Here is an 11,946-nt window from a genome sequence, read left to right as displayed (position 1 = left end):
TCCCCCGCCGCGCTGCGGGTGCCCCCCCCCCCCCCCCCCCGCGCCCGCCCCGCCCCCCCCCCGCGCGCCCCCCCCGTCCCCGCCCACCCCCGCCCGCCCGCCCCCGGCGTGGCAGAACGCCAGAGCGTGGGCGACGGAGGAGGCCCCCTCCACCCGCTCGCCGACCAGGACCGCCTCCTGGGGCGGCAGTTGCTCGAAGCGTTTGGAGACCCCGCGGTGTTTGTGGAAGACGCGGATCTGGACGCGTGGGATGTCCTCGCCGGGGGTCTCCACCAGGTACTCGACGGACTCCACCACACCCGAGCGGACCGGACCGTGCGGAATCGTGAAGACGCCGGGTCCGGCGACCGCTCGCGGAATGGCGCTCTCATCGGGTTCGAGCGGTTCCGGATCGCGCGCGGTGCCCGGCAGCGGCGTGTGTGCGGGGTCCTTGAGCGGCAGCAGCAGTGGATCGAGGCGTGGATGATCCAGGGGCGTGACACCGAACAGATCGTGCAGCACCCGCTCGTACCAGAAGGCGGCGGGCAGTTCGGCGCTCAGGGACGGGTAGGAGAGAGCGTCGGACGGCAGCAGGGTCCTCAGGACCAGCGGCTCCTGGGCGTCCTGAGGGAAGAGCACCGCGGCAAGGGCCACCCCGCCTCCGTCCTCGGCCGAGCCGAACAGACCGGCGAAGCGTGCGGGGCTCTCCCCTCCGACAAGGGCCAGCAACTCGGCCCGCCACTGCGACGGCCGGCGGTAACGGCCCGATGGCGCCTGCCCGGACGCCGTCATGTCGTACCCCCCAGTTCGGCAGCGCCCCGGCCGAGGAGCTGGGACAGGTCCGTGGGCGGATGCAACCCCAGTACCAGGAGGGCGAGCACTCCGGCGATCACGGGTACGACCATCCAGGCACTCGGTTCGCCGCGTACCGGAGGCGTGTCCGCCGCCGTGGCGGAGGACAGGACGATACGGGTCGCCGCTACGGCAAGCCCCATGAAGGCGACCGTGACCAGGACGACGAGCACGGCCGCCGGCCCGTAGTGCCGGGTCCCGAGTCCGCCCGCCACGATCTGGAACTCGCTGCGGAAGATACCGAAGGGCGGCATGGCGGACAGGGCGAGGATCGCGGACAGGAACAGCGGAGCCGACCAGGGCAGCAGCCGTGCTCCTCCTCTGAGCCCGGCGATCTCCTTGGTGCGGTACTTCCGTACGAGCGCCCCCGCGCCCATGAAGGCGTTGCCCTTGGCCGCCGCGTGCGCGAGCACATGGAGCAGCACACCGGCCGATGCGACGGTGGCACCGAAGCCGACACCGATGCTGAGGATGCCCATGTGCTCGACGCTCGAGTACGCCAGCAGGCGCTTGATGTCGTGCTGGTCGAGCAGGTAGAGCGCCGCCAGCAGCAGTGAGGCGATCCCGAAGACGAGCAGCACGGTCCGGGGGAAGTGCGGACCGAGAGCGGGGACAGCGATCTGGTAGTAGCGCAGCACCGCGTAGAAACTGATGGCGAGCAGAGAGCCGGAGAGCATGGCCGAGACCGGTGTGGGCGCCTCCGCATGGGCGTCCGGCAGCCAGGTATGGACCGGCACCAGGCCCACTTTGGTGCCGAAACCGAGGACCGCGAGTACGAACGAGAGCCGGACGGCGGTGTGCGGCAGCCGGCCCGCGGCTCTCAGCAGCGGGTCGAACGCCAGGTCGTAGGTCTGCCCCAGGACCTGGGCGCCCGCGTAGTACATGAAGATCGTGGCCAGCAGGGCCACCCCGAGACCGACCGACGCGATCAGCACATACTTCCAGGCCGCTTCCGTGGAGCCCTCGGTGTTCTCCACGGCGACGAGCAGCGCCGAGACGACGGTGGTGATCTCGACCGCGATCCACAGCAGCGCGAGCCCGTTCACCAGGGGCGCGCACAGCATGGACCAGGCGAAGAGGTTGAAGCCGAGGTAGAAGCGGCGTGCGTAGCGGGGGAAGTCCCGGGCGCGCTCGTCATGACGCAGATAGCCGACACTGTGCGCGGCACACGCCGCGTAGACGAACGCGGTGGCCAGCACGAACACCGCGGACAGGGCATCCGCGCGCAGAAAGCCGATACGCAGATCGCGGTTGCCCGCCTCCGGTACGAGAGCGAGCGCGAGCCCGAGGCAGCAGACCCCGGAGACGACGGTGAGCGCCTGTGTGACGCGGACCGGCGCGACGAGCGCGGCGAGCGCGGGGAGCAGGGGTACCAGCGTCAGGAGCAGCAGGACGACCGTCATGGGTACCTCTCATCCCTGCAGTGTGGTCAGGGACTCGGTGGACAGCGACGCCGTGCGGTGGTGATGCACCCGCATCAGCACACCGAACACCACGACCGCGACCAACAGGTCGAACAGGAAGGCCACTTCGATGATCAGCGGCATACCGGCCGCCACGACCAGCGAGGCGAGGGAGACACCGTTCTCCAGGGAGAAGAAGCCCACCGCCTGGGAGACCACGTCCCGTCGCACGATCATCAGGACGAACGCCACCATCACCACGGACATGGACAGGCCGAGCGCCGCGTGCGGCAGGAAGCGGCTGCGGATGTCCAGCGAACCGACGGCGAAGAACCCGAAGCCCGCCAGGGCGAGGGAGAGCAGTGTCGCCCCGGCCACGCCGATCGCCCCCGACCCGGCGATCTCCACCTGCGCGTCGCGCAGCAGCCGCGTGATCAGCCAGGGCACCGCCACGACCTTGAGGGCGAGGGAGACAGCGGCCAGGACATAGAGTTCGGGCAGGTCCCGCCCCGCCGCCACGATCACCGCGAGCGCCGAGACGAGCAGTGACTGCACCGCGTACAGATGTACCTGCGAACGGGAGAGCGCCGCGCGCAGCATGGCGAACTCGGTGAGGAGCAGCAGGACGGCGACCGCGTTGGTGGCCCCCTCGAATGTGGTCGGCGCGCTGTCCGCCGCGAGCAGGACGGCCATCAGCCGCCTCCCAGATAGAGGGTGAACAGAGCCAGGACCGCCAGCAGGAAAGCCGCCGACACAAACTCGGTGATCTTGAAGAGCCGGAGTTTCGCGAAGCTGTTGTCGATGACCGCCACGACACAGCCCAGGAGCACCGCTTTGCCCAGGAGCGCGAGGATCGCCAGCATGACGGAGCCGGCCGCGGTGCTGGACGACAGGCCCCAGGGGGCGAGGAACACGTCGATCAGCAGGGTGTAGAAGATCAACTGCTTCATCGCCGAGCCCCACTTCAGCAGGGCGAGATACGGCCCGGAGTGCTCGAAGACCCGCGCTTCCTCGATCATCCCGAACTCGTTGGTGCCGGTGTGCGTCTCGACCGGGATGCGGGCGGTCTCGTAGAGGATCACGAGGAACAGCGCGGCGCTGGCCAGCAGATGTGCGGGGCGGATGATCTCACCGGCCGACGAGCGGACCGTGGCGGCCTGTGCGTACGGCAGGTCGGTGGCCGTGACCAGGGCGACGGTGAACACCACGAACAGCACCACGGGCTCGGTGATCGCCCCGAACGTCTTGGAACGGCTGGCTCCCAGCTGCGCGTAGGGGCCACCGCTCTCCGCCGCCGCGACCGCCACCGAGAAACTCGCCAGCGCCAGCAGGAAGCCGCCACCGAGGATGTCGCCCATGTAGCCCAGCGGCAGGCCGAAGGTCGTCAGGACGGGGATGAGCAGCGGCACCGTCAGATAGCAGGTCAACGCCACCGCGGGCGCCGCGAGAAAGAACCAGCTCGCCCCGGCCGGTGCCAGGGACTCCTTGCCGAACAGTTTGGCCAGGTCGTAGTAGGGCTGAAGGACACGGGGCCCGCGCCGGCCCTGCATGCGGGCCTCGACCTTCGCGATCACACCGGACAGGCCGGGAGCAGCCACCAGCACCGTCAGGGGCTGAAGCGTCTGCACGAGGGGAAGCGGCAGGTCCGCGCTCATCGCACCGACTGCCTCAGGACGCCGGACGGGGCGGGGGACCGGCTCGGGTCACTGCTGTCCGCCGGTCCCTGGCCCGTTCTCATCGCTGCTGCCTCCACCGGATACGGCACCGGGGAACCGGTGCGGTCGATCGGTAGAGGCCATCAGCGGCGCACAACCGCGGTTGAAGGCGAGCCTCATCGCCTGCCGACCATGGTGGGCAGGCGATGAGGCCGCGTCAACGGGCCGGGCCGCGATGTCACCCGAAGAGTCCCCGCCGTGCATCGGAGCCCTCCTCCGTCGCGCGGCCCTCCCCGCGTGCGGTACGAGCGCGTCGGCACACGCATGTGGCCGAGCGGTTGTAGGACGCGCCCGGCTCCGGCCACAATGGAGTCCGGCGATGAGGCTCGCCCTTAACCGCGGGGTCCACCCGCTGATGGCCTCTACGGACGGATGGCACCTGTCACGTGGAGGCCGGTATGGGATTGCCCGACGCTGTTGACCTTGAGAATTCCCCCACGACGTGTGCACCCTCCGCACGGTCGGAAGCCTTCACAGGCCTGCTGTACCTCCACCCTCCGTCCCCGGCCGACGACACCAGGGCGGGTGAACCGTCGTACTTCCACGATCTGAATCTTGACCGGGTCGTCGATGTCATGACCGGGGGCCGGAAAGAATACGACCTCAAGCCGTACTTCCGCCTCCCGCTGCACGACGAGGAGGAAGTCGAGTACCGCCAGCATGTGTTCGCGGACCTGGAGAAGGCCCCCGTCGCGGAGGAGGTGCGGGCCTTCGCGGAGCGGATGCGGGCGATGCGCAAGCTCCTTAGGCAGGCGGACGAATTGCATCACCTCTACCAGCAGAAGCGCCTGTTCGTGGACGCGACCGAGAAGTACTGCGCCGCCGTCGAAGCCCTCACCGCCGGCCTGGACCGGACGGATGCCCGCTCGCGCGGTTTCCGCACACTGAGGGCATGGCTTGCCGCATACACGGCATCCGACGGGTTCACCCGGCTGGTCTCCGGCGCCGCGGAGGTGGACCGGGCACTCGCGGATGTCAGGTACAGCATCCGTATCAAGGGGAATCGCGTCCGGGTCACCCCCTACGAGGGCGAGCCCGACTACAGCCGGGAAGTCGAGAGGACGTTCGCCAAATTCCAGCAGGACGAGTCCGATGACCACCGTTCCGCGTTCCGGGGACAGCTGGACATGAACCATGTCGAAGCGCAGGTCCTCGACCTGGTGGCGAAGCTCAACCCGGACGCGTTCGCCACCCTGGACGCCTATGTGGGGGAGCACAGCGCGTTCCTGGACGACCGGATCCGCGCGACCGACCGTGAGCTCCAGTTCTACCTGGCCTATCTGGACTTCATCGCGCCCCTCAAGTCCGCCGGACTCGCCTTCTGCCATCCCCGCGTCTCCACACGCGACAAGGCGGTCCGGGCCCGGGACGCCTTCGATCTGGCGCTGGCCGACAAGCTCGTCGGAGACGGGCGCACCGTCGTCACCAACGGATTCCGTCTGACCCCGCCCGAGCGGGTCATCGTCGTGACCGGACCGAACCAGGGCGGGAAGACCACGTTCGCCCGGATGTTCGGCCAGCTGCACCACCTGGCGGCCCTGGGCTGCCCCGTACCCGCGGCGGAGGCGGAACTCTTCCTGCTCGACCGGATGTTCACCCACTTCGAGCGGGAAGAGGACCTACGGAACCTGCGCGGCAAGCTGGAGGACGAACTCACCCGCATCCACCAGGTACTTCAACAGGCCACCGGCGACAGCGTCATCGTGATGAACGAGAGCTTCAACTCGACCACCCTGCACGACGCCCTGTTCATCGGCGAGGCCGTGCTGCGGCAGATCATCGAACGGGATCTGCTCTGTGTGTATGTGACCTTCGTCGACGAACTCGCCGCGCTCGGCGCCGCCACCGTGAGCATGGTCCCCACCGTCGAGTCCGATGCGCCCGCGACCCGTACCCACCACCTGGTCAGACAACCTGCCGACGGGCTCGCCTACGCCACCGCCATCGCCGAGAAGTACCGGCTCACCTATGGTTCGCTCCGGAGGCGACTCGCACCATGAAGGCCCATCTCCTTTACCAGGAAGAGGATTTCGACCTGGAGCGCGAGCCCGACGAGCAGGATGTGACGCAGGACCTGGAACTCGACGTCCTCTTCGACGCGATGGCCGGTGACGACGACCCGGTCCTGTCCGACATCGTCAGGCGGGTGGTCCTGTGCGGCCGAAGTACTCCGTCCGAGATCCGCTACCGGCAGGAGGTACTGGCGGACTGCCTCCGCGAGCCGGACACCGTACGCGGCCTGTACGCCGTCGCCGCCGATGCGATGACCCAGGAACGGCACATCTACCCGAACTTCTTCAAGTCGCCCGACACCACGCTGAGCCGCGCCGTGAACGTACTCGAACTCTTCGTACAGGAGCTGAAGCGGCTGCGGGCCATCGCCGATGACCGCGCCGGGGGCTTCCGGTCGTCCGGCTTCACCCGGCTCTTCGCGATGCTCGCCACCGAACTCGACGACGCCTACTTCCAGCGCGTCGAGGACCACATCGGCGAACTGCGTTTCCGCCGGGGAACCCTGATCAGCGCCCGGCTCGGTATCGGCAACAAGGGCACCGAGTACGTCCTGCGCCGGCCGAGGGAGCAGAGCTGGCTGCAGCAGGTGTCCGGTGGCCGGAGCGGCTACGGCTTCCATATCGCCGAGCGGGACGAGAGCGGCGCGAAGGCCCTCTCGGACCTGCGGGGGAGAGGGATCGATCTCGTCGCGAACGCACTCGCCCAGTCGACCGACCACATCCTGAGCTTCTTCCGGATGCTCCGCTGCGAGCTGGCCTTCTACATCGGCTGCCTCAATCTGCACGAGCGCCTGGAGCGGAAGGGCGAACCCGTGTGCTTCCCCGACCCCGCGCCTCGGGGCGAGCCGGCGCTCCGCGCCCGTGGCCTGTACGACGTCTGTCTGAGCCTGCGTACGGACTCCCGCGCCGTGGGCAACGACCTGGACGCCGACGGCAAGCAGCTGATCATGATCACCGGGGCGAACCAGGGCGGCAAATCCACTCTGCTGAGAGGGATCGGCCTGGCCCAGCTGATGATGCAGTGCGGCATGTTCGTCGCCGCGCGGTCCTTCCGGGCGGATGTCCGCGACGGTGTCTTCGCGCACTACAAGCGGGAGGAGGACGCCTCCATGACCCACGGCAAACTGGATGAGGAACTGCTGCGGATGAGCGCCGTCGCCGACCGGATCAGCGCGGGTGGCATGCTGCTGTGCAACGAGTCCTTCGCGTCGACGAACGAGCGGGAGGGCTCCGAGATCGCCCGCCAGATCGTCCACGCCCTGCTGGAATCCGGGGTGAAGGTCGTGTTTGTCACTCACCTGTTCGACCTGGCGCACGGGCTCCACGAGGAGGGCTCGGAGGCAGCGCTCTTCCTCCGGGCCGAACGTACCGACGACGGCAGGCGTACGTTCAGGCTGGCACCGGGAGAGCCACTTCCCACGAGCTACGGCGAGGACCTCTACCGGCGCACCTTCGGCGGGCAATCGGCTGAGCCCTCCGCGGCCGCCGTGTCCCCCGCGGAAGCCGATGACCGCCCCTGACGGCACTCGGCCGGCCCACACCGGTAGGGATGACTGTGCTGAAGGCGTGTCGGCGGGGCACACTGAAGGGGTAGATTCAGGTTCCCGGTGATGGGGCTCACCGAAACCGCGGCCGATGGCCGCTGACGGTCCCTGGTTGTCCACGCGACCAGGAGGAGCCATGCCCACATCCGCCGCCGGGCCTTTCGGGACCCTGGTCCTCATGCGCCACGGCCAGAGTTCGACCAATGCCGAGGGCCGTTTCACCGGTTGGTCGGACACCCCTCTCACCGCCCGTGGCGAAAGGGAAGCGGCCGCTGCCGCCTCCCTGCTCTCCGGTGAAGGACTCGTACCGGGGGTCGTTCATACGTCGGCCCTGCACAGGTCGATCCGCAGCGCGGAGATTGTCCTCGACGGTTTGGACCTCTCGTGGATACCCGTTTTCCGTACCTGGCGGCTGAATGAGCGTCAGTACGGTGCGCTGACGGGGCGGCTCAAGTCGGAGGTTCGTCAGGAGGCCGGCGGGGAGCAGTATCGCCTGTGGCGCAGATCCCTGACCGGCACCCCCGGACCGCTGCCCGAGCACCGGCTCGCGAGACTGCGCGCCGATCCGCGGTACGCGGCTCTCCGCGGGGCTGGTATTCCCGAGGTGGAGAGCCTCGCCGACATGATCGCGAGGGTCGTCCCCTACTGGACGGACGTGCTCGCGGACCAGCTCCACAGCGGCCACACCGTCCTCGTGGTCGCCCACGGCAACGCCATCCGCGCCCTGGTCGCGGTACTGGACCGGCTGTCCGAGCATGAAGTGGAGGAACTGAACATCCCGACGGGAGCACCGCTGCACTACGTCTTCGACGACAGGCTGCGTCCGGTGAGACGCGGCGGACGCTATCTGGACCCCGCCGGCGCCCGGGAGGCAGCTGAGGCTGTCGCCGTGGAAGGCCACGACTGACGGCGGCGGAAGCCGCTGCCGTACGTGTCGGACGCGGCTGTCCGCCCGAAAGACCCTGTTCCGCTCCAGAGATTCCGCTCAAGAGAATTCGCTCAGAATTCAGTCCAAGAGATGAAGGACGAAGCATGTCACTGCATATTTCCGCTCTCAGCGCCGTCGAGATCCTCGACTCCCGCGCCCGCCCGACCCTGGCGGTCACCCTCACCACGGACGACGGCACCCGGATCCGTGCGGGTGTGCCGTCGGGTGCGTCGACGGGTTCGGGTGAGGCGGTCGAGTTGCGTGATGGTGACGGGGAGCGCTTTGGGGGGCAGGGTGTTCTGGGGGCTGTGGAGCATGTGAATGGGGAGATCGCGGGGGCTTTGGCGGGGCGGACGTTCGAGTCGGCGGCTCAGGTGGATGCGTTGCTGATCGAGCTGGACGGGACGGATTCGAAGTCGCGGCTGGGGGCGAATGCGATCGTGGGGGTGTCGTTGGCCGCGGCGCGCGCTGAGGCTGCTGCCGGGGGCAAGGAGCTGTGGCAGTCGCTTGCCCGGGTGGCGGGGACTGTGCCGCGGCTTCCGGTTCCGCATTTCAATGTGGTGAACGGTGGTGTGCACGCGGCGAACAATCTGGATTTCCAGGAGTTCATGCTCGCTCCGCTCGGTGCTCCGAGTCTTGGGGAGGCGGTGCGGGCGGGTGCGGAGGTGTACGCGTGTCTGAAGGCGCGGCTGGCGAGGGCGGGGCATCCCACGGGGCTGGGTGACGAGGGCGGGTTCGCTCCGGACATCGACCGCCCGGAGGATGTGCTCACCGAACTGGTGGAGGCCATCAGGGACGCCGGGTACACCCCTGGCCCGACCGGGATCGCGATCGCTCTGGATCCGGCCGCCAGCGAGTTCTGTACGGATGGCCGTTATCGGGTCGCCGGTGAGGACCTTACGTCGGACCAGCTGATCGACCGGTACGAGGAGATCGTCAACCGGTTCCCGGTGTGGTCGATCGAGGATGGGCTGGCCGAGGACGACTGGGAGGGGTGGGTGTCGCTGACCGGGCGTCTGGGGCACCGTGTCCAGCTGATGGGCGATGACATCTTCGTGACCAACCCGGCTCTCATCACGGAGGCGATCAGCCGCAAGGTCGGCAACTCGGCGCTGATCAAGGTGAATCAGATCGGGACCGTGACCGAGACGCTCGAAGCGATGCGGATCTGCCGGGAAGCCGGCTACACACAGATGATCTCCCACCGGTCCGGTGAGACCGATGACTCCTTCATCGCCGATCTGGCCGTGGGGACCGGATGCGGACAACTCAAATCCGGTGCCCCCGCCCGCGGCGAACGCATCGCCAAATACAACCGACTCCTCGAAATCGCCACCACGCACAGGGAGCTTCCGTACGGCGTCGAGGGCCGCTGAACGCCTCCGTAGGAGCTCTGACTGCCTCCGTACGTCCCGCGTACATCCCGTCCGATGTGACGGAAGTTGAAGAATTCCCGAGCCGCGCGGTAGCCTTTTCACCGTTGGTGTCCTCTGGTCACCGCGCGGCGGTGGGGCCCGCCGTTCCCGAACCGCGGCGACTGCGCCGCCAACGGTCCCTACTTACGGTTGCGCACACCTATGTGCGTCTGTCCGGTGAGTAGGAGACGGTTCGTGCCAAAGGCCCCCACCTCGATTCCGAACGACCCCGTCGACTCCGACGTCGATCTCGACATACCCGCACAGCGCACCGAGCTGAAGCAAGGCCAAGGGGCTCTGCTGGCCATGGTCGCGCTCGGCGGCGTCATCGGCGCGTCAGCCCGGTACGAGGCCTCTCTGCTGTGGCCCACAGCAGCTGGTGCGTTTCCCTGGACCACACTCCTGATCAATGTCATCGGATGTGCGGTCATCGGCATATTCATGGTGCTCATCACTGACGTCTGGTCAGCTCACCGCCTGGTACGCCCGTTCTTCGGCACCGGTGTACTGGGCGGCTTCACCACCTTCTCCACCTACGCGGTGGACATCCAGCACTTGGTCGACCAAGGCCACGCCCGCACCGGGATGGCATACATGGCCCTCACCCTCCTGGCAGCGATGGCCGCGGTGTGGACCGGATCCGCCCTGACCCGTCGTTTCGTCGTATGGAGGCAGCAATGAGGCTTACCGGATCCGCACTGAGGGCCACGGTCTACATCGGCGAGAGCGACCTCTGGCACCACAAGCCCCTGTTCACGGAGATCGTGCACCGGGCCCACGAGGCAGGACTGTCGGGTGCGACCGTTGTCCGGGGCGTCGAGGGATTCGGGACTTCCTCCATGATCCACACGACCCGGCTGCTGTCGATGAGCGAGGACCTGCCGGTAGCGGTGGTCATCGTGGACACGGAGGAAAAGGTCCGCGCCTTCCTGCCGGAACTGGACGAGATCGTCGCCGAGGGACTCGTCGTCCTGGACGACTGCGAAGTGATCCGCTACGCGAAGGGGAAGCCGGAGGGCGAGGACGCCGCATCGGGCTGACGCGTCACGCGATGTGCAGCGAGACACCGATCCAGGTGACGGCCAGTCCTCCGATGCCCATCGACAGCGCCCACCATTCCGGCCGGCCGGCCAGAACTCGCCCCAGTACGGCCCCCAGACCGGCCAGCGCGCCGACGGCAAGGACGACCACACCCCACGAGAGATGAGGCAGCGCGGCCCCCGCGAGAAGCGGCAGAACCGCCCCGACGAAGCTCGCCGCGCACGCCACAGCCATGGCCCGCAACGATCTGAGCAGGGCGAGGTGCCCGAGCCTTGTGGTCGCCAGGTGGCCCCGGGAGGTCAGGTTGAGCTCGCGTGAGGCACGTACGAGCTGGCCACGGCGTTCCGCGTAGTCGGACACGAATACCGAGAAGGCGGCGGTCACGAGCGCAACGGCGGCGACCCGGGCCGAGAGCGAGTAGGTGATGGGGGAACCGCTCCCCACCAGGGAGGCACCCGCAAGGGTGAGCGCGTTGAGCAGCCCGTCCGTCAGCCCCAGGACCAGCGGCAGCCGTGTCTGACCCATGAACCGACGCAGGCCGTACATCATCGGTGGCGGGGCCTGCCCTCGACGGTGTACGTGCCGGCCACGACCTGATCGGTGCTGTGGACGACCGCACCGACGCGCTCGATGGCGCGGACGAGCGCGTCGACATCGATGTCCTCACCCTCGACGGTGACGTCCGTGCCCACCGTCTCCATATCGATCTCCGTGACGACGATGTTCACCGCTTCCACCCCTGGTGAGCTTTCGATCGCCCGGGCGAGTTGCACAAGATCCGGCTCCTGAACGGTCTTGTCGACGTCGAGGACCAGACGGCGAATAGGCATGAGGGCTCCTTCTCGGGCTCCTGGCGCACGAAAGGCGCCATTCCTTCCATCTATGACCGGAAAGAACCTTGTTGAACGCCGGCCGCTACCCCGGTAAGGGCGAATCGGGTGAAATTCAGGGCCTGCCCGATGGCCTTTCGTGGGGGTGGGGGGCGCGGCGACCCGCCCGAGGGCGGGACACACCAGGACGTGGGCGGGTGGGGTGTGTGTGAGGGTCACCCGGCGGT

General features: G+C 68.2%; 12 protein-coding genes and 3 riboswitches. Of the genes, 6 read left to right on the top strand and 6 right to left on the bottom strand.

The genetic code is table 11. The features are described 5' to 3' along the window. The 4 genes from ACFXBC_RS04220 to ACFXBC_RS04205 form a co-directional block, all read right to left on the bottom strand. Positions 1–771: NADH-quinone oxidoreductase subunit C (locus ACFXBC_RS04220; protein ID WP_385018482.1), on the bottom strand; the 771-nt coding region annotated here is incomplete at its 3' end. Continuing rightward, positions 768–2,234, bottom strand: coding sequence for a proton-conducting transporter membrane subunit (locus ACFXBC_RS04215; RefSeq protein WP_385018480.1), 1,467 nt, complete (start codon positions 2,232–2,234; stop codon positions 768–770). The genes ACFXBC_RS04220 and ACFXBC_RS04215, both read right to left, overlap by 4 nt. Before the next feature lie 9 nt (positions 2,235–2,243). Next, positions 2,244–2,927 (bottom strand): hydrogenase, encoded by a 684-nt coding sequence (locus ACFXBC_RS04210; protein ID WP_385018478.1) that lies wholly within the window; start codon positions 2,925–2,927, stop codon positions 2,244–2,246. Continuing rightward, positions 2,927–3,889 carry a respiratory chain complex I subunit 1 family protein gene (locus ACFXBC_RS04205; protein ID WP_385018476.1) on the bottom strand — a complete coding sequence of 321 codons (963 nt, stop codon included), beginning with the start codon at positions 3,887–3,889 and terminating at the stop codon, positions 2,927–2,929. Before ACFXBC_RS04205 ends, ACFXBC_RS04210 begins: the two co-directional genes overlap by 1 nt. Positions 3,890–4,016: 127 nt before the next feature. Continuing rightward, positions 4,017–4,082, bottom strand: a riboswitch (Fluoride riboswitch). 173 nt (positions 4,083–4,255) lie between these two features. Further along, positions 4,256–4,321, top strand: a riboswitch (Fluoride riboswitch). A gap of 26 nt (positions 4,322–4,347) precedes the next feature. Here ACFXBC_RS04205 and ACFXBC_RS04200 point away from each other — a divergent pair. The 6 genes from ACFXBC_RS04200 to ACFXBC_RS04175 all read left to right on the top strand — a co-directional run bounded on the left by ACFXBC_RS04200 (position 4,348) and on the right by ACFXBC_RS04175 (position 10,888). Continuing rightward, the gene (locus ACFXBC_RS04200) at positions 4,348–5,949 is read left to right on the top strand and encodes a hypothetical protein (protein ID WP_385018474.1); all 1,602 of its coding nucleotides are present in this window, start codon (positions 4,348–4,350) and stop codon (positions 5,947–5,949) included. After that, positions 5,946–7,481, top strand: a complete 1,536-nt coding sequence (locus tag ACFXBC_RS04195) for a hypothetical protein (RefSeq protein WP_385018472.1) — start codon at positions 5,946–5,948, stop codon at positions 7,479–7,481. Before ACFXBC_RS04200 ends, ACFXBC_RS04195 begins: the two co-directional genes overlap by 4 nt. A 77-nt stretch (positions 7,482–7,558) precedes the next feature. Next, positions 7,559–7,623: riboswitch (Fluoride riboswitch) on the top strand. Positions 7,624–7,641: 18 nt separating this feature from the next. Continuing rightward, the gene (locus ACFXBC_RS04190; protein ID WP_385018470.1) at positions 7,642–8,412 is read left to right on the top strand and encodes a 2,3-diphosphoglycerate-dependent phosphoglycerate mutase; all 771 of its coding nucleotides are present in this window, start codon (positions 7,642–7,644) and stop codon (positions 8,410–8,412) included. Between the two features lie 125 nt (positions 8,413–8,537). Next, positions 8,538–9,809, top strand: coding sequence for a phosphopyruvate hydratase (eno, locus tag ACFXBC_RS04185; RefSeq protein WP_385018468.1), 1,272 nt, complete (start codon positions 8,538–8,540; stop codon positions 9,807–9,809). A 234-nt stretch (positions 9,810–10,043) separates the two neighbouring features. Continuing rightward, the gene (gene crcB, locus ACFXBC_RS04180; RefSeq protein ID WP_385018466.1) at positions 10,044–10,529 is read left to right on the top strand and encodes a fluoride efflux transporter CrcB; all 486 of its coding nucleotides are present in this window, start codon (positions 10,044–10,046) and stop codon (positions 10,527–10,529) included. After that, positions 10,526–10,888 (top strand): DUF190 domain-containing protein, encoded by a 363-nt coding sequence (locus ACFXBC_RS04175; protein WP_385018464.1) that lies wholly within the window; start codon positions 10,526–10,528, stop codon positions 10,886–10,888. Before crcB ends, ACFXBC_RS04175 begins: the two co-directional genes overlap by 4 nt. A gap of 4 nt (positions 10,889–10,892) precedes the next feature. Here the strand turns inward: ACFXBC_RS04175 and ACFXBC_RS04170 are convergent, their stop codons facing one another. Next, entirely contained in the window at positions 10,893–11,414 is a 522-nt protein-coding gene (locus ACFXBC_RS04170) for a hypothetical protein (protein ID WP_385018462.1), read from the bottom strand. A 20-nt stretch (positions 11,415–11,434) separates the two neighbouring features. Continuing rightward, on the bottom strand, positions 11,435–11,719 hold the full coding sequence (locus ACFXBC_RS04165) for a DUF211 domain-containing protein (RefSeq protein WP_385018460.1): 285 nt from the start codon (positions 11,717–11,719) through the stop codon (positions 11,435–11,437). Positions 11,720–11,946: the final 227 nt, after the last annotated feature.

The sequence above is a fragment of the Streptomyces sp. NPDC059398 genome, from assembly GCF_042751845.1.
Taxonomy (GTDB): Bacteria; Actinomycetota; Actinomycetes; order Streptomycetales; family Streptomycetaceae; genus Streptomyces.
This window is presented reverse-complemented; position numbering and strand designations above follow the sequence as displayed.